The organism is Rhodoluna sp. (genome assembly GCF_049276775.1).
GTDB lineage: Bacteria > Actinomycetota > Actinomycetes > Actinomycetales > Microbacteriaceae > Rhodoluna.
Genome location: NZ_JBASXC010000039.1, coordinates 1 through 17,229 on the forward strand (window position 1 = coordinate 1; position 17,229 = coordinate 17,229).

The following is a 17,229-nucleotide window of genomic DNA, read 5'->3' on the forward strand; positions in this document are numbered from 1 at the left end:
GTCTTGCTGGTTTCAAAAGGGGAGCCGTTGAGGACGAGAGTCAAATCAACGTTTGAATTTGATATCTCGGCAACTGGACCGCCTGATTGCCAAATATCTTCACAGATCACGACCGCAAAATTTAGACTCTCGAGAGTGAAAGTCAGTGATTTCCTACCTGGAACAAAAACTCGGTATTCATCAAACACCGAATAGTTGGGCAGGTGATGTTTGGCATAGTCGCCCTCTACCTTGCCGGCTCGAATAACAGCAGCCTTGTTTTGTCCGATGGCCCAGCTGGTCGGTTCTTTGGCAAAACCCGGGTAGCCCACAACTACAGTCATTTCCCCGCAGCTAGAAGCAGCCAGGTCGCTAGCTAGCTTTTCCAGAGCTTCGTGACAGGAGGTGAGAAAGTCTTGGCTGAGAGCTAGGTCTTCGATTGGGTAGCCAGAGAGGGCAAGTTCTGGAAAAATCACGAGGTTGGCACCCTGGTCTCTTGCCCGGGTGGCAAAGTTAATAATTTTTGTGCTGTTGCCAGCAAGATCCCCCACTGTAGGGTTTATCTGGGCCATGGCTACGCGAACTGCGGGCATAAGCATTAGCCTAGTAGCAGGCAAGGAAGAGGTTTTTCATGGATAAGCAGCGCGATTTTGTCCTCAGGACTATCGAGGAGCGCGGCGTCAAATTTGTGCGACTTTGGTTCACTGATGTGGCCGGAACCCTGAAGTCGGTCGCTATTGCACCGGCTGAAGTTGAGGGCGCTTTCGCCGAAGGCTTGGGTTTCGATGGCTCGGCCATCGAGGGGCTTTCTAGAAGCTTCGAAGCTGACATGCTTGCCCAGCCTGACCCTTCAACATTCCAGATTCTTCCTTGGCGTGGGGAGATTAATCCAACCGCCAGGATGTTCTGCGACATTATGACTCCTGACGGCCAGCCTGCGGCTGCCGATCCTAGGAACGTTTTGCGGCGTGCACTTGCCAAGGCAAGCGACCTTGGTTTTTCTTTTTATATCCACCCCGAAATCGAGTTTTACCTTTTAAAGTCATCTGAAATTGGCCCAGAGGGACCGATACCGGTTGATAAGGCGGGTTACTTCGATAACGTCCCCGGTGGAACCGCTCACGACTTTAGACGCCGAGCAGTTTCAATGCTGGAGCAGTTGGGTATCTCCGTGGAGTTCAGTCACCACGAGGGGGGCCCTGGTCAAAACGAGATTGACCTTCGCTACGCAGATGCCCTGACCATGGCAGACAACATCATGACTTTCAGGACAGTAATCAAGGAGGTTGCCATTGAGCAGGGCGTCTACGCAACCTTTATGCCGAAGCCGTTCACTGATCACCCGGGTTCGGGCATGCACACTCACATGTCTCTATTCGAGGGTGACACCAACGCTTTCTATGATGCTGGTGGCCAGTATCACCTATCAAAGGTAGGACGCCAATTCATAGCGGGACTGCTTCGTCACGCTCCAGAAATTACAGCGGTGACAAACCAGTATGTCAACTCTTATAAGCGACTCTGGGGAGGCGGGGAAGCTCCTAGCTTTGTTTGCTGGGGTCATAATAACCGCTCTGCATTAATTCGAGTTCCGCTTTATAAGCCAGACAAGGGTGGATCTTCGAGAGTTGAGTACCGTGCCATCGACTCGGCAGCAAACCCCTACCTTGCATACGCGCTGCTATTGAACGCAGGTCTTAAGGGAATCGAGAATGAGTACGAGCTACCTGCCGAAACCGAGGACAACGTTTGGGACTTGACCGATTCAGAGCGTCGCGCGATGGGCATTCAGCCACTTCCGCAGTCCCTCGATCACGCCATAAGAAAGCTTGAGGAGTCAGAACTGGCAGCAGAAACCCTAGGCGAGCAGGTCTTTAGCTATGTGCTTGCCAACAAGCAGGCAGAATGGTCTGCATATCGCTCACAGGTGACCCCATTTGAGCTCAAGCAGAACTTCGAGACGCTCTAGTTATTCATGGCTCTTGAGCGCACCTCAGGCCTCTCTGAGCTTGCAGGTTTCGGGTTTATAGACCTCCAACCAGCTTTATCGAACTTGGAGGAGCTTGTTGGGCTTCTAGGTGATCGCGTAAGGCCCGCCCTTGCATTTGTTGCCAAGGCGCAAAACCCGGACCAGGCTCTTGAGCTTTTACTGAAGCTTGCAAGGCAGCACACAACCAAACTCAAAAGCTTTAGCTCAAATGCCGAATCACTGGAGAGACTCTGTCTGGTACTTGGGGCCTCCACTGCACTTTATGAGTTTCTTGACCGGCACATCGAAAAACTTGACCTTCTAACAAAAAAAGCCCAACTTCCAACGCTCGCTGACCACTCGAAAGCGTTGTCCAAAAGTGCGGTAGGCGTCCAGGAGTTAAGGGCGGCCTATCGAAGCCAGCTTCTGCTTATTGCGGCTTTTGATCTTGGTCAATTGGAAGCAACTCTCGGGCTGTCACAGGTTGCGGCATGCCTTGCCGATCTAGCGGGGGCAACTATTGACGCGGGTCTAGATCTGGCACGGTTAGAGCTAAGCGATTCTTCAAATCCAGTGTCTTTTCCTGAGAGAGAAATCTCACAGACCAGAATCGCGGTCATCGGCATGGGTAAGTGCGGAGCCCGTGAGCTCAACTACATATCTGATGTAGACGTAATTTTTGTTGCCGAGCCAAGCGGAGAACTGGAAAGCTCGAGAGCCCTAGAAATTGCCACAAAACTTCTGACGCGAATGATGCGAATCATGGATGAGGTTGGCACCGAGCCGGCTCTTTGGCAAGTCGATGCGAACCTTCGCCCCGAGGGCAAATCCGGAGCCTTGGTTAGATCTTTGGATTCGCACCAGAGCTACTACGAGCGTTGGGCCGAGAGTTGGGAATTCCAAGCTCTTCTCAAGGCGCGCCCGATAGCCGGCGATCAAGACCTAGGACAGCAATACATTGAGCGTATTTGGCCTAAGGTGTGGGAAAGTACGGTGCGCGAAAACTTCGTCGACTCGGTTCAAAAAATGCGCCAGCGAGTCACGGACAACATTCCAACCGCTGAGGTTGACTCTCAAATCAAGTTGGGCCCCGGGGGATTACGGGATATCGAATTTACGGTGCAGCTGCTTCAGCTGGTGCATGGCCGAGCCGATGAATCCATCAGGGTTAGAGACACGCTGGGAGCCCTGGAGGCACTTTCTAATGCCGGATACATCGGGCGAGAGGACGCTGAACGATTTAGTTCTCACTATCGCTTCTTGAGATTACTCGAGCACAGAATTCAGCTTTCAGCCATGCGCCGCACTCACTTGATGCCGGTTGATGAGGGCGCCCGAAGATCAATTGCCAGAGCCGTGTCTCTGGAATTGTCCACCTCGGGGTTAATCGAGCGCTGGGAGAGGGTAAAGCTTGAGGTTCGAGATTTACACCAGCAGCTTTTTTATCGGCCACTGCTAAGTGCCGTGTCAGGTCTTAGCCAGGAAGCTCTCGAACTAACCAGTGCTCAGGCGCAGGAGCGCCTGGCTGCAATTGGATTTCAGGACACCAAGAGCGCACTCGGTCACATCAGTGCTCTAACCTCTGGGCTCTCAAGAAGAGCGGCCATTCAGAGGCAACTGCTACCAGTCTTGCTTCAATGGTTTGCCGAGGGCACTGATCCGGATGCAGCGCTCTTGGCGTTTCGAAGACTCAGCGAAGATTTGGGGGATTCTCACTGGTACCTTCGCATGCTCCGAGACTCATCCGGCGCAGCCAAAAGAATGACGCAAGTCTTTTCGACCAGTCGCCTTGCGACAAATTTGTTTGAAAAAATCCCTGAGGCAGCCGCCTGGTTTGATCGTGAGGACGAGTTGCAGCCAGATTCTCTCGAGTCTCTAACTGCCCAATTCCAAGCGATAATCGCAAGACATGAGGCAGCCGAACTCGCTGCCACCAGCCTTCGCGCCATTCGAAGAAAAGAGACACTGCGGGTTGCTATGGGCTCAGTTCTTGGCATTTTGGATTTAGAGCAGACCTCCAGGGGGCTTTCGGACTTAACCGAAAGCTACCTGGTTGCAATTCAGGAAATCGCAACCAAGTTCATGATTGAAAGTATGGGCCCACTAACTCACGAGCTGGCAATAGTTGCAATGGGTCGGTTTGGCGGTGCAGAACTTGGTTTTGGGTCGGACGCGGATGTCATGTTTGTCTACCGACCGCTCACTGAGGACGTAAACAAGGCTCAGGCTGAGGCCGAGCAGTTGGTATCTGAGATAAGGAGGCTAAGCGCCGACCAGGCCCTCGAGTTCGAACTGGATCTTGACCTTCGGCCCGAGGGGAAAAACGGTCCGATTGTTCGATCAATTGATTCCTATGCCGCCTATTACAAAAGGTGGGCTGGAACCTGGGAGTCTCAAGCTCTTTTGCGGGCAAGGCTAATTTCCGGTGAACCTGGAATCAAGGATTCCTTCCTAGAGCTAATTGATCGGTACCGGTACCCAGAAAACATCGAGCAAGCGGCAATTATCGAGATTCGCAGAATCAAGGCACGCGTAGAAGTTGAGCGCCTACCGCAAGGCGCTGACCCAAAGCGTCATCTCAAGCTCGGTCGCGGTTCGATTAGCGACGTTGAGTGGTTGGTACAGCTTTTGCAACTGAGGCACGCCAGCAAGCACCCGGAGGTTCAAACCCCGCACACCCTTTTGGCCCTTAACCAGATGGAGAAGGTTGGTCTGATCTCAAATTCCGATTCCAGAGTCCTACTTGAGGCTTGGGTAATCTCCTCGAAGATTCGCTCTGCGGCAATGTTGTATTTGAATAAGAGAACCGATGTGTTACCCGTCGACCGGCACCAGCTAGAGGGAATAGCTCGCTTAATTGGCTATCCGCGCGGGGGAGCTAGCAATCTTGAGGAAGACTATCTAGCTGCCACCCGGCGCGGACGCACGGTGTTTGAAAGGCTTTTTTTCGACTAAACGCCGTAGTAAAGCTCGAACTCGTAAGGGTGAGGCCTCATTGCGAGTGGAGCAATTTCCTTCTCACGCTTGTAGTCAATCCAGGTCTCAATCAGGTCCTTGGTGAAAACGTCTCCAGCAAGCAGGTAGTCGTGATCAGCTTCTAGAGCCCTCAGCACCTCTTCAAGAGTTCCGGGCACCTGAGGGATCAACTTGGCTTCCTCGGGCGGTAACTCGTAGAGGTCCTTGTCGACTGGCTCGTGTGGTTCGATGCGGTTCTTGATTCCATCAAGGCCAGCCATCAACATTGCTGAGAAGGCTAGGTATGGGTTCGAAGAAGCATCTGGAGCGCGGAACTCAATTCGCTTTGCCTTCGGGTTGGTTCCTGTCATTGGGATTCGGATTGCTGCCGAGCGGTTTCCAGCTGAGTAAACCAGGTTCACGGGAGCCTCGAAGCCTGGAACCAGGCGGTGGTAGGAGTTGATGCTCGGATTTGTGAAGGCGAGCAAGCTAGGTGCGTGCTTTAGTATTCCACCGATGTACCAGCGTGCCATGTCGCTGAGTCCGCCATAGCCAGACTCGTCGTAGAACAACGGCTTGCCATCCTTCCAGAGCGACTGGTGTACGTGCATACCAGAGCCATTGTCACCGAACAGTGGCTTTGGCATGAAAGTTGCTGTCTTACCAAATGAGTGGGCTACATTTTTGACGATGTACTTAAACTTCAGGATGTCGTCAGCAGCGTGAAGCAAAGTGTCGAACCGGTAGTTAATTTCGCCCTGACCAGCGGTTCCAACCTCGTGGTGACTCCTTTCAACTGAGAGACCGGCAGCCTCGAGCTCCAAAACAATCTGGTCTCTCATGTCGACGTGTTGGTCAACTGGAGATACTGGGAAGTAGCCTCCCTTGTAAGGGGTCTTGTTGGCTAGGTTTCCACCGGCTTCTTCTTTTCCTGAGTTCCAAAAAGCCTCAGAGCTGTCGATGAAGTGGTAAGAGCTGTTCTGCTTAGTCTCGTATCTAACATCGTCGAAGATAAAAAACTCAGCTTCTGGAGCAAAGAATGCTGTATCTGCAAGTCCCGTGGTGTTCAGATATGCCTGAGCTTTACGTGCAACCTGACGTGGATCGCGTCCGTAGATCTCACCGTTTCTCGGGTTGTAGATGTCAAAAATCATAATTAGGGTCTTTTCGACGCGGAACGGGTCGAGGTATGCGGTTGTGACGTCAGGGATTAGTTGCATGTCTGACTCGTGAATCGAGGCGAAACCGCGAATTGATGAACCATCAAAAAGCTGCCCGTCAATAAAGAACTGCTCATCAATCATTGCCGCAGGGAGGTTGAAGTGCTGCTGAACTCCTGGCAGGTCGGTGAATCGAACGTCTAGAAATTTGACGTCGTTCTCTTTGATGAACTTCACGACTTCTGAGGCAGTCTTGAACATGGTTTTTGTTCCCTTCGGTTGGTTTGGCGGGTAAAAAGCTCCGATTAGGCAAAAGTTTATCTAGTTGGATGTTTCAGAAAGTTCGCGAAATGTTTCGGGAATGTAAAACTTACATCCTGCGGCCCGGACGAACCCGGTTCGGGTCAATTCCCTTTGGAATAGGGATGTTCAGGCCAAGGCCGCCCAGGCGCTTATTCACAATTGATATTTCGGCCCTAGTAAGTGTCTTTTTGAGCCTATAAATAGTCTTCGTCAAGGAGTGCAGCTGGGTCGAGGCTGGGTCCTGATTGACCCAAATCACCGGGATGGTGACTCCGGGAATCGCTCTTAAGACCTTACGTTTTTCATCCTCAATAAGTTGCTTAACTCTTGATGAGCCCCCCTCGGCGATCAAAACTACCCCAGCTTTACCAACGGTTCTATAGACCGCGTCTTTTGACTTTGGGTCAACGGCAACCGGCATCTCGCTGCTTGAGTAGCCACGCTTGAGGGTCGATCCAATTACTGCGGCGACAGCCCCAGGCTGTCCGGCAATTCTCATAAAGGCGGCTCTTTCGGCTCTGCGTGATAGTACAGTCAGCGCCAACAAGAACGAGGTAAGGATTGTTGTGACCGACCACAAAAATGTAGTTAGGAGAGAGTCTTGGAAAAAGAGAAGTATCGCTACAGTGCCGATGGCAAGAGGGGCAATAAAGGCAAGCACACCAGCCAGAACAAAGTTCTTATCTGCCTTTGCGGTTAGTTTGTATACCCGCCAGAGCTGCTTTATTTTCCCTGGCTCCTTTGGAACCTTAGGTTTTTTCTCTGCCATGATTTCCTTTACTGATTTTCTAAGCGACAGCTTGAGCGAAGCCATCCTTGGCTGCCGCGTCGGCTAGGTGTTGAAGATTCTCTGGAACGGGGAGACCCTTTTTGTTCATAGATACTGCCCAGAGTCGTCCGGCGCGGTATGAGGATCGAACCAGCGGCCCACTCAATACCCCTAGATAGCCAAGAGCCTCGGCCTCTTCACGAAGTTCGACAAATTCCTGGGGTTTTACCCAACGATTTACCGGGTGATGCTTAGGCGTGGGCCTCAAATACTGCGTAATGGTCAAAATGTCGGTTCCAGCATTGAACAAATCAATCATGGCCTGGGAAATTTCTTCTCGTGTTTCGCCCATACCTAAAATCAGATTGGATTTGGTCACCATTCCGACGTTGCGAGCCTGGGTTAATACATCCAAAGAGCGCTCGTAGCTAAATGCCGGTCTAATTTCCTTGAAAATTCGCGGAACTGTTTCGACGTTGTGAGCAAAGACCTCGGGCTTTGCGTCAAATACCTTCTTTAGGAGTTCAGGATTGCCGGAGAAATCTGGAACCAGAATCTCGACTCCGGTGCCGGGGGATTTTTTGTGAATTTGCTTAATGGTCTCGGCATAAAGCCAGGCTCCCTCGTCGGGCAGATCATCCCTTGCGACCCCCGTCACGGTTGCGTAGCGAAGCTCCATTTGTCTAACCGATACCGCAACTCGACGCGGCTCATCGGGATCGAAGGCTACGGGCTTACCGGTATCAATCTGGCAGAAATCGCACCTTCTGGTGCACTGGGAACCACCGATCAAAAAAGTTGCCTCTCGGTCTTCCCAGCACTCGTAGATATTTGGGCATCCCGCTTCCTGGCAGACGGTGTGTAAATTCTCTGACTTCACCAGCTTGTGCATGGCCTGATACTCAGGACCCATCTTGGCAACTGTCTTGATCCACTCTGGCTTGCGTTCGATAGGAATAGCGGAGTTTCTTGCCTCGATGCGGAGCATCTTTTTGGCCGGCTTTTGTCCAGGATCGGTCTGGGTCATGCTTCAACTTTAGCAATGTCTCGAAGCCGAAGCTTTACGCGCTCGGCTGCCATTGCCGGAGTCACCAATTGGCCAGTGAGGGTGGAAATTGTGCTGGTGCCAGCATCCTTAATGCCGCAGGCCACGATGGTTTCATAGGGCTCCAAGGAGTTCGAGCAATTCAGTGCGAAGCCGTGCATCGTAGTGTGTTCGGCAACTCGAATACCAATCGCAGCTATTTTGACGTGGGTGCCACCTGTTGGTGCCCAGACTCCCGATCGACCCTCAACCCTTTCGGTGACAAGTCCAAAATCCGCGCAGACGTCAATTAGCACCTGTTCCAAAAACCGAACATAGCCAACCACGTCAATTGGGTCGGGAAGTCTCATGATGGGGTAGCCAACAAGTTGACCCGGACCGTGCCAGGTGATCTTGCCACCGCGGTCGACATCTATAACGCTCGTGCCATCGGTCGGCCTCTCGGAGTCCTCGGTTCTCTTACCAGCGGTATATGTGCTCTCGTGTTCGAGCAAAATAACTGTGTCCGGTCTCTTGCCAGCAACCACTTCTTTGTGGGTAAGGCGCTGAAGGGCCAGTCCATCTAAATATGGGACAAATTCGGGGCTCAAGCCTGCGGTGAGAAATTCTGGCACGCCCCCAAGTCTAAGAGTTATCCAGAGAATCAAAATTCTGGTCCCAGTCGGCACGTTTCCTTGAATACCGTAAAGCTCATGCGGCAAGCCCACCTTCGAACCCTGGCAACTCGTGGAATCGAAGTTTTGAGCTCGCTAAAGATTCGGGGGCTCGAAGTTCACGAGGCTATCGATTCGCAAGGCTCTAAGCTACTGATCTTTTGCGGGGGTCTTCTCGGTCCGAACTGGGCCAGTGTTGGATTTTTACTCGAGCAGCAGGGAATCAAGCACAGCTTGCTTAATCTTGGAAAGACCTACTTTCTATCAACAGACAGCCGGGAGTTAAGACTGTTCCTCGGCCAAGTTCATCAGCACTCGCGGGCAAGTATTCGAGAGGAGGTCTTTATACAAAATGTCGGGTTCTTAAGCAGCGAAATCAAAAAGAAATTTGATGTTCGAACTCTTATTGCCCCGTCATTGTTTCTTGGAGCCATTTTGATGTTTTGGTCATTTCAAATTTCTAGCCCCGAGCTAGAAGCAGAAAGTGTGGAACCCTCCATTTCCATAAGCTGCGCACTCGATTTCGCGGAGTCTGAATTTCGAGACTGGTTCAGTAGACAGATACCTAATTCAATGGCCCACGGTAGTGAATTGGTAATCCAATCGGATTTAGGTTTAGCAACTATTCAAATAGCGCAATCGCTTGGCTCAACGCAATTGATAAACGCACGAGTCGAGTGTCAAGACGGAAGGACTCAGAGCTATCAGTTTCGAACGGACAGCCAGAAAGGTGGTGACCTAATCGAGCTGGGAGAGAGATTAGATCCCTAGGTTGGCCTCAAAGTTTGCATCCTCGAGACGAGCCTTCACGTCAACCAAGTATCGAGAAGCATCCGCTCCGTCAATTAGGCGGTGGTCGTAGCTCAGAGCCAAGTAAACCATCGAGCGAATTGCAATTGATTCTTGTCCATCGGCTCCGGTGATCACCACCGGACGCTTTTGGACGATACCGGTTCCAAGAATTGCCACCTGAGGAAGGAAAACAACCGGTGTGTCAAACAGCGCTCCTCGACTTCCGGTGTTGGTGAGGGTGAAAGTCCCACCCATCATCTCGTCTGGCTTCAACTTGTTCTCTCTAGTTCTTGAAGCTAGATCTGCAATCTGCTGAGCAATTTGAGCAAGATTCAAGCTGGCAGCATCACGAATAACAGGGGTAAGCAGTCCCCGGTCGGTGTCGACTGCAAAGCTTACGTTCTCGCTCGGGTGGTAGTTGATGTTCTCGCCCTCAATTGAAGCGTTTAGCTTCGGGTGAGCGCGGAGCGCTTCGGCGCTAGCCAAGAAGAAAAACGGCATGAAGTTCAACTTGGTACCGGTGGCTGCTATGAACTTGGCTTGAACGACCTTACGCATCTCAGCAATTCTTGTGACGTCAACTTCAACAACCGTTGTCAGCTGTGCAGAGGAAACCATCGAAGCTACCGCGCGCTCGGCAAGAACCTTGCGAAGCCTCGACATAGGTTCACTGGTTCCGCGTTGAGCACTAACTGGAGCTGGAACGTAGGCCGCTGCAGGTACTGAAGCAGAAGCAGAACCAGAAGCCGCTGCCATAACGTCTTCCTTGCGGATTCTTCCGCCGACTCCAGTTCCGACGACGCGCGTTAGGTCAACGCCTGTGTCCTGGGCAAATTTTCTGACAAGGGGTGTCACATATCCTGCATCAGTTGAGGAAACAACCGGTGCTGTAACAACCGGAGGAACTACTGGTGCCGCTACCGGAGCAGGGGGAGCAACCGGTGCAGCAACAGGAACTTCGGCGGCTTGAACTGGCGCAGCTGGCGAATCTGAACCGGACCCGATGATCACCAAGACGGCGCCAACCTGGACAGTCTCATCTTCTTGAACGAGAATCTGCTCGATTACTCCGGCAACCGGCGAAGGTATTTCGGTATCGACCTTGTCGGTTGACACTTCTACTAGGGGCTCGTCAACTTGGACGCTGTCGCCAACTTTTTTTAGCCAGCGGGTGACCGTTCCTTCGGTGACGGATTCACCGAGGGCTGGTAGCACTACAGATTCGCTCATTATTTAAAACTCCTTGTTGTTATTTCTAAAGTCTAGGCGTGGGCGTGAAGAGGCTTGCCAGCAAGAGCCAGGTGGGCCTCTCCCATGGCTTCGTTCATGGTTGGGTGGGCGTGAACCAAGCTTGCGACATCTTCCGGATATGCTTCCCAGTTAACAATTAGCTGCGCTTCTCCGATTTGCTCTCCAACCCGAGAACCGATCATGTGAACACCGAGAACTGGGCCATCAACTCTTCGAACTAGCTTGATGAATCCTGCCGTTCCAAGAATCTGAGACTTTCCGTTTCCTCCGAGGTTGTACTCGTAAGTCGCTACATTCTCGGCTCCAAACTTTTCTTTAGCCTTGGCTTCGGAAAGTCCAACCGATGCAATTTCTGGTTCACAGTAGGTGACCTTTGGAATACCGTCTTCATCGATTGCTGCAGGGTTTAGGCCAGCGATGTCTTCAGCGATAAAAATGCCCTGCTGAAATCCGCGATGCGCTAGTTGAACGCCGGGAACAATGTCACCTGCTGCGTAGACTCCAGGGAGATTGGTCTGTAGTCGCTCATTTGTTGGAACCCAACCACGATCCATGGTCAGGCCCTGTTCCTCGTAGCCGAAACCTGCCGTGTTTGGCCCGCGGCCAACCGCAACAAGCATCAGCTCGGCCTCAACTCGGGTGCCGTCTTCCAGAACCGCAGTCACCGAGGTTTCGGTCTGCTCAACCCCGCTGAAACGAACACCAAGTTTGAAGTCGATGCCACGTTTGCGGTACGCGCGTTCAAGAGCTTTAGAAATAACCTCGTCCTCGTTTGGAACAAGGTGGGGTAGGCCTTCGATAATCGTGACCTCTGAACCGAAGGAGCGCCAGATGGAGGCAAACTCAACACCAATTACTCCGCCGCCCAGAACAATAACGCTTTTTGGAACAAAGTTGAGCTTTAGGGCGTGGTCGGAGGTGATGACCCGGCCACCGATGTCCAGCCCCGGCAGGGACTTCGAGTAGGAACGTGTCGCCAACACCACGTTGGTTCCGGTGTAGTTATCGCCGTTTACCGTCACGGTTTTTGGACCGGTGAGGTGACCCTCTCCGGAAACGACGGTGATGTTCTTGGAATTAACAAGCCCAGTTAGTCCCTTGAAAAGCTTGTCGATTATGCCGTCGCGGTAGCTATTCACCTTTGGCATGTCAATTGAGTGGAAGCTGGCGTTTACGCCAAAGTGTTCTGCCTCGCGGGTGTTGTCGGCGATCTCAGCTGAGTGAAGCAATGCCTTGGTTGGAATACATCCGCGGTGAAGGCAGGTGCCCCCAAGCTTGTCCTTCTCGACTAGCGCAACCGTTTTTCCAAGCTGAGCCGAGCGCAGTGCGGCTGCGTAGCCACCACTTCCGCCGCCGAGAATTACAACGTCAAATGAGTGATCGGCCACGAATTTTTCTCCTTAGAGCGGGGTTTTGAAGGTCGGTAAGAGTTTACTACCCTTCTCAGGAGAGGTCTCTGGCTAGCTGAACCAGCGTTCGAACCGTGACACCGGTAGCACCCTTCGGGGTATGGCCGTAGGCCGAAGCGTCATTATTGGCGGGACCTGCAATGTCGAGATGTGCCCAAGCGGGCTGTTTACCCTTGTCGCTTCCGACAAATTCACGCAGGAAAAGCCCGCCAATTAGCATGCCTCCAGCGCGGTTGCCAATTTTTACATTCGCAATATCTGCGATGTCGGAGTTGAGAAGTGGCCTCAGCTCTTCGGGGAGAGGCATGTGCCAAACCAGTTCACCTGCCGTGGCGGCAGCATTTTGCACCTTCTTTATTGCCTTTTCGTCACCCATGAGCCCCGCGTATCGATTACCTAAGGCAATAGTGGCTGCCCCGGTAAGTGTTGCGACATCAACTATGTAGTCAGGATTTTCCTCTGAGGCCATGGACAGACCATCGGCCAACACCAATCTGCCCTCCGCATCGGTGTTTAGGACCTCAACCGTTTTACCGTTTCTGATTCTGATGACGTCATTTGGTCTAGTTGCGCCTCCGGAAGGCATGTTCTCTGCCAAGCAAAGCCATGCAGTTGCCCTAATCGGAAGCTTTAGAGAGGCAATGGCAATCAGTGCTTGCAAAACAGAGGCGGCCCCGGTCATGTCGTATTTCATGCCAACCATCGATTCGGCTGGCTTCAGAGATAGCCCTCCAGTATCAAAAGTAATTCCCTTGCCGACCAACGCCAGCGAAGTTTTAGCTCGTGCTGGTTTATATTCGAGCTTCACAAGGCGAGGTGGCCTATTTGAGCCCTTGCCAACTGCATGGATGCCCCCAAGGCCATCTGCGATTAAGTCTTTTTCTTCCCACACCTTTATCTTTATGCCAAGACCCTTGGAAAGCTTCTTGGCGGAGTCGACCATAACCTGGGGGTATAGATCGTTGGCTGGAGCGTTCACCATATCCCTGGTTCGGTGCACCGCTGAAGTTAATATCTCTAATTCGGCCAGTTCTTTAGTACCTAGCTTCAGTGCAGTAATGATTGTCAGCTTGCTGACTGAGCGCTTGTCGGTTTTTGATTTATAAGGCAAATACTCGTAGTTTCCAAGCTGGAAACCCTCGATAGCAGCAAGCAGCTGCTCCTTGGTTGTTAGGGGAATATCCAAAACCACGTGTTCCAAACCACCAAGTTCCCTAGAAGCTGAACCCATGGCATCTCTTATTGCGTCAATATCTTTTGCTGTCCCCAACCCCACCGTTGCGATTACCGAAGCACTGGGGCCTGCCAGTTTCTTGATTGAACCAAGATCGCTCGAAACTCCCAGAGAAGCCAGGTTGAGGCTTGCCGCAAGCTGCGCTTCCAGTTTGTTTTGGGAAAGCTTCGGCGACTTTGCGGGACCCTCCACTCCAACCACCGTCGCAGTGGAGCGAGAGAGAGCGGGAGCGGTTTGAGTCAGGGTGATTTTCAGCTTCGTCATAGCCCCAATGCTATTCCAGCTAGTGCTTAGACTTAGTGTTATGTCCAGAGAACCGTTATACGAGTTTGAGTTAGACCAGGTTGAGGTGCCCCCGGGTCTTCACCTGATTGCAGGGCTCACCGGTTTTACCGATGCCGGGGGAGTGCTGAGCCAGTTCTCGGAGAACATTTTTGCAAACCTATCCACCACTCAGATCTTGACTTTCAACAATGATGAGTTGCTCGACTACCGCTCGAGAAGACCGGTGATGTATTTCGAGAAGGATCACATTGAAGACTACGAGCCGGCAAATCTTGGGCTCTATTTGGTTCACGATGAAGCCAACCAACCGTTTCTATTTCTTCACGGCTACGAGCCAGATTTTCGTTGGGAGGCTTTCACCGACGCAATCATTCGCCTGATCAAGCGATTGGGAGTGAAAGACATCACCTGGCTGCACGCTATTCCATTTCCAATTCCGCACACCCGTGAAATCGGTGTCACCGTTTCGGGAAATCGCAAAGACATTGTTAATGAGCTTTCCGAGTGGAAGCCACAGACTCAGGTTCCAGGGAACGTTCTTCACCTCTTGGAGTACAAGGTTGCAAGGACCGGCTTGCCGATTGTTGGATACGTTTTGCTTTGCCCTCACTACTTAGCTGACAATGATTTTCCACAGGCCGCGGTTGCCGCCTTTGAGTTGGTTTCCTCCTCAACCGGTTTGGTCTTTCCCTCGGATGATTTGCGCGAGGACGGCAGAGAATTTCTCTCCAAGCTCACTGAGCAGATAAGCGACAACGTCGAGCTTCAAAAAATGATTACAACTCTTGAACAGGGTTATCAAAACGAAGTCTCTGGCCCCTCCAGAGCACCGATTAGAAAACCGGTTGTGAAACTTCCAAACGCTGAAGAAATAGCCGCCGAACTCGAGAGCTATCTCGCGTCCAGGCAGAGAAACAAACCAGACGATTCAAAGAGTTAACTTTCTTCCGGATAGTTCCTCGAGAATTTGCCAATTCTCTGCTTGGTTCTCTAGGGTGCAGTTTTTGGCAAGCGCTCCGTCACCTGGCTCACCCCAAAGTTCGAAAACTCTTGGTGCTCGATAGCTGCCCCCGACAACATTGCTATCGGCCGCAGCTTCAATGATTGGAAGCGCTCCACGTGCAGCTGTCTGGGCAAGTAAAAGTTCGAAGAATCTTGTGCTTGGCGGACCATATGGTTCAGCCCTCGCAAATCCTGGATGCGCCGCCACTGAGCTAAAGGCGCTCGAACCAAAGCGTCTTTCAAGCTCTAGGGCAAAAAGCAAATTTGACAACTTACTCGCCCCGTAGCTCTCACCGCGGGAATAGTTTGCCTTAGAACCGATGGGACCGAGTGTTGGATTGGCCCATCTAGCAACAATTGATGTCACCGTAACAACTCTTGAAATCGGCGCACGGAATTTCAATAGATCTGCAGTTATTGCAAAATGGCCCACCGCGTTCACGCCGTAGTGATACTCAATGCCCGAATCTGTTTCGGAATACTCAAGAAGTACTTTGGCACCCGCGTTATTGATCAGCACATCCCAACTTGGAAATCTTGCCGAAAAGGCCGACGCGAGGGCGTCAACACTCGATGAAATTGACAGATCGAGCGATAGAGCTGAGATCTGCCCTTTGGGGTATTCGTCCCGCAGTCGCCCGAGGGCTTTTTCGGCCCTTGCCCGATCGCGACTGGTCAGCACGACTTCGAAACCCCGTGCTAGAAGTCCGCGGGCGGATTCGAAACCTAGGCCGGCGTTGGCCCCCGTGATCAGCGCAAGTGGCATGGACTAAGGCTAGGTCAGGAATACAAAGGGGTTAGGCATTGTTTGCCATATGGCACGCTATCTATCCGGTCAGAGCCTGGGTTGAAACCGTGTCATAATAAGACAAGACCCAGTCAGGCGGATTTTTTCCGACTTGACATGGGTCTTAGTAATGCCCGGAAAAGCCTTCCGGCGAGAGGACAAAGTGGCAAAAGCCCCCGCAGCTACAAAAAAAGCTTCCCGCGACGCGGGCTCAAAGAGCGCGCCAAAGCCCTCAAAAACCCAAGCAAAGTCTGCAGTAAACAAAACCTCGGCAGCAAAAGCCTCGAAAACTCCTAAGCCGGCGGCTAAGGCTGCTCCAAAATCTAAAGCTGGCGCCAAAACAGTAAAGCCGTCGACCAAAACAACCAAGGCAAAGCCCGCTGCAAAAGCTAGCAAGGCGAGTGCGACAGCCAAGAACAGCAAGTCCAAAAAAGGATCGACTGGTCCGGTTTCTAAAGTTTCAAAAAAAGAACCCAAGGGTAAGGCGCCAAAGAGTGGAGCTAAAGGTGCAATTGACGACAAGGATGCATTAGAAGATGACGATCTAGAGTCAGTCGAGGCAATCGTTGCCGACGTTGCAGAAGCGGTAGACATCACGGCCGTGGAAATTGGAACGCCAGCGGAAGAGGTTGAAGAAGCCATAGTTCCAGCCGGTGGTTTTGTTTTGTCGAATACCGAAGAAGATGACATTCCTGCTCAGACCGCAACCATTACCGGTGCTACGGCAGATCCGGTCAAGGATTACCTCAAGCAAATTGGAAAAGTTGCGCTGCTAAATGCTGAGCTAGAAGTTGAGCTAGCCAAAAGAATTGAAGCAGGATTGTTTGCAGAAGAAAAGCTAGCTGGTAAAAGAAAGCTAGCCAAGGACACCGAGCGCGACCTGAGATGGGTTGTAAAGGATGGTCAAAAAGCAAAGAGCCACCTTTTGGAAGCTAACTTGCGCCTCGTGGTTTCTCTCGCAAAGCGTTACACCGGCCGCGGAATGCAATTCCTGGATCTAATTCAGGAAGGAAACCTAGGTTTGATTCGTGCGGTTGAGAAGTTTGACTACACAAAGGGTTATAAGTTTTCTACTTATGCCACCTGGTGGATTAGGCAGGCCATCACTCGTGCCATGGCTGACCAGGCAAGAACAATTCGTATCCCAGTTCACATGGTTGAGGTCATTAACAAACTCGCACGCGTTCAACGTCAGTTGTTGCAGGACCTAGGTCGTGAACCGACACCGGAAGAGCTCGCACGTGAATTGGACATGACTCCCGAGAAGGTAGTCGAAGTTCAGAAATACGGGCGAGAGCCAATTTCGCTCTCCACACCACTTGGAGAAGATGGCGACAGTGAGTTTGGTGATCTTATTGAAGACACCGAGGCTGTAGTTCCCGCGGATGCGGTTGGCTTCACAATGCTTCAGCGAGAGCTGGAGAGAATCCTGCAGTCACTTCACCCTAGAGAAGCCGGCGTAATCAAATCCCGCTTTGGGCTAGGCGATGGCGTTCAAAAGACCCTGGATCAGATCGGGGAAGAATTTGGCGTCACCAGAGAGCGGATTAGGCAGATAGAGTCAAAGACCATGTCGAAGCTTAGGCACCCTTCCAGGTCTCAAATGCTGCGTGACTACCTAGATCAGTAGCTGACC

The 17,229-nt window shown here is 51.8% G+C and carries 14 protein-coding genes; 5 read left to right on the forward strand and 9 right to left on the reverse strand.

Annotated features, from left to right (window positions below; all coding sequences use genetic code 11):
• Positions 1-572, reverse strand: a 572-nt coding sequence (locus tag WAO31_RS03085) for a nitrilase-related carbon-nitrogen hydrolase (protein WP_509590132.1), incomplete at its 3' end; no start/stop codon positions are given.
• A gap of 38 nt (positions 573-610) precedes the next feature.
• Between WAO31_RS03085 and glnA (WAO31_RS03090) the strand changes: the two genes are divergently transcribed.
• Positions 611-1,948, forward strand: coding sequence for a type I glutamate--ammonia ligase (glnA, locus tag WAO31_RS03090; protein WP_509590135.1), 1,338 nt, complete (start codon positions 611-613; stop codon positions 1,946-1,948).
• Between the two features lie 6 nt (positions 1,949-1,954).
• Entirely contained in the window at positions 1,955-4,903 is a 2,949-nt protein-coding gene (locus WAO31_RS03095; RefSeq protein WP_509590137.1) for a bifunctional [glutamine synthetase] adenylyltransferase/[glutamine synthetase]-adenylyl-L-tyrosine phosphorylase, read from the forward strand.
• Here WAO31_RS03095 and glnA (WAO31_RS03100) read toward each other — a convergent pair.
• The 4 genes from glnA (WAO31_RS03100) to lipB all read right to left on the reverse strand — a co-directional run bounded on the left by glnA (WAO31_RS03100) (position 4,900) and on the right by lipB (position 8,794).
• Entirely contained in the window at positions 4,900-6,324 is a 1,425-nt protein-coding gene (glnA, locus tag WAO31_RS03100) for a type I glutamate--ammonia ligase (protein ID WP_509590140.1), read from the reverse strand. The genes WAO31_RS03095 and glnA (WAO31_RS03100) overlap by 4 nt on opposite strands.
• Positions 6,325-6,433: 109 nt before the next feature.
• On the reverse strand, positions 6,434-7,135 hold the full coding sequence (locus tag WAO31_RS03105; RefSeq protein WP_509590142.1) for a DUF4191 domain-containing protein: 702 nt from the start codon (positions 7,133-7,135) through the stop codon (positions 6,434-6,436).
• 19 nt (positions 7,136-7,154) lie between these two features.
• The gene (gene lipA, locus WAO31_RS03110; RefSeq protein WP_509590145.1) at positions 7,155-8,162 is read right to left on the reverse strand and encodes a lipoyl synthase; all 1,008 of its coding nucleotides are present in this window, start codon (positions 8,160-8,162) and stop codon (positions 7,155-7,157) included.
• Positions 8,159-8,794 carry a lipoyl(octanoyl) transferase LipB gene (gene lipB, locus WAO31_RS03115; RefSeq protein ID WP_509590147.1) on the reverse strand — a complete coding sequence of 212 codons (636 nt, stop codon included), beginning with the start codon at positions 8,792-8,794 and terminating at the stop codon, positions 8,159-8,161. Before lipB ends, lipA begins: the two co-directional genes overlap by 4 nt.
• Positions 8,795-8,854: 60 nt before the next feature.
• On the opposite strand from lipB, the gene WAO31_RS03120 reads away from it, so the two are divergent.
• Positions 8,855-9,604 carry a hypothetical protein gene (locus WAO31_RS03120; RefSeq protein ID WP_509590149.1) on the forward strand — a complete coding sequence of 250 codons (750 nt, stop codon included), beginning with the start codon at positions 8,855-8,857 and terminating at the stop codon, positions 9,602-9,604.
• Here the strand turns inward: WAO31_RS03120 and WAO31_RS03125 are convergent.
• The 3 genes from WAO31_RS03125 to WAO31_RS03135 are packed head-to-tail and all read right to left on the reverse strand — an operon-like array spanning position 9,593 to position 13,783.
• Positions 9,593-10,855 carry a 2-oxo acid dehydrogenase subunit E2 gene (locus tag WAO31_RS03125; RefSeq protein WP_509590152.1) on the reverse strand — a complete coding sequence of 421 codons (1,263 nt, stop codon included), beginning with the start codon at positions 10,853-10,855 and terminating at the stop codon, positions 9,593-9,595. The two genes, WAO31_RS03120 and WAO31_RS03125, sit on opposite strands and share 12 nt — an antisense overlap.
• 32 nt (positions 10,856-10,887) lie before the next feature.
• The gene (gene lpdA / locus WAO31_RS03130) at positions 10,888-12,264 is read right to left on the reverse strand and encodes a dihydrolipoyl dehydrogenase (RefSeq protein WP_509590154.1); all 1,377 of its coding nucleotides are present in this window, start codon (positions 12,262-12,264) and stop codon (positions 10,888-10,890) included.
• A gap of 55 nt (positions 12,265-12,319) precedes the next feature.
• Entirely contained in the window at positions 12,320-13,783 is a 1,464-nt protein-coding gene (locus tag WAO31_RS03135) for a leucyl aminopeptidase (protein WP_509590156.1), read from the reverse strand.
• A 40-nt stretch (positions 13,784-13,823) separates the two neighbouring features.
• Between WAO31_RS03135 and WAO31_RS03140 the strand changes: the two genes are divergently transcribed.
• The gene (locus WAO31_RS03140) at positions 13,824-14,744 is read left to right on the forward strand and encodes a proteasome assembly chaperone family protein (protein ID WP_509590158.1); all 921 of its coding nucleotides are present in this window, start codon (positions 13,824-13,826) and stop codon (positions 14,742-14,744) included.
• On the opposite strand, the gene WAO31_RS03145 is transcribed toward WAO31_RS03140, so the two are convergent.
• Positions 14,733-15,572 (reverse strand): SDR family NAD(P)-dependent oxidoreductase, encoded by an 840-nt coding sequence (locus WAO31_RS03145; protein ID WP_509590160.1) that lies wholly within the window; start codon positions 15,570-15,572, stop codon positions 14,733-14,735. The genes WAO31_RS03140 and WAO31_RS03145 overlap by 12 nt on opposite strands.
• 151 nt (positions 15,573-15,723) lie before the next feature.
• Here WAO31_RS03145 and WAO31_RS03150 point away from each other — a divergent pair, with 151 nt between their 5' ends.
• Complete coding sequence (locus WAO31_RS03150; RefSeq protein ID WP_509590163.1) at positions 15,724-17,223, forward strand: RNA polymerase sigma factor; 1,500 nt, start codon at positions 15,724-15,726, stop codon at positions 17,221-17,223.
• The last annotated feature ends 6 nt before the right edge of the window (positions 17,224-17,229 follow it).

Bases quoted from the DNA above. Each gene is read 5' to 3' on its own strand.
- glnA (WP_509590135.1), top strand. From the start codon at position 611: ATGGATAAGCAGCGCGATTTTGTCCTCAGGACTATCGAGGAGCGCGGC.
- WAO31_RS03095 (WP_509590137.1), top strand. From the start codon at position 1,955: ATGGCTCTTGAGCGCACCTCAGGCCTCTCTGAGCTTGCAGGTTTCGGG.
- glnA (WP_509590140.1), bottom strand. From the start codon at position 6,324: ATGTTCAAGACTGCCTCAGAAGTCGTGAAGTTCATCAAAGAGAACGAC.
- WAO31_RS03105 (WP_509590142.1), bottom strand. From the start codon at position 7,135: ATGGCAGAGAAAAAACCTAAGGTTCCAAAGGAGCCAGGGAAAATAAAG.
- lipA (WP_509590145.1), bottom strand. From the start codon at position 8,162: ATGACCCAGACCGATCCTGGACAAAAGCCGGCCAAAAAGATGCTCCGC.
- WAO31_RS03125 (WP_509590152.1), bottom strand. From the start codon at position 10,855: ATGAGCGAATCTGTAGTGCTACCAGCCCTCGGTGAATCCGTCACCGAA.
- WAO31_RS03135 (WP_509590156.1), bottom strand. From the start codon at position 13,783: ATGACGAAGCTGAAAATCACCCTGACTCAAACCGCTCCCGCTCTCTCT.
- WAO31_RS03140 (WP_509590158.1), top strand. From the start codon at position 13,824: ATGTCCAGAGAACCGTTATACGAGTTTGAGTTAGACCAGGTTGAGGTG.
- WAO31_RS03145 (WP_509590160.1), bottom strand. From the start codon at position 15,572: ATGCCACTTGCGCTGATCACGGGGGCCAACGCCGGCCTAGGTTTCGAA.
- WAO31_RS03150 (WP_509590163.1), top strand. From the start codon at position 15,724: ATGCCCGGAAAAGCCTTCCGGCGAGAGGACAAAGTGGCAAAAGCCCCC.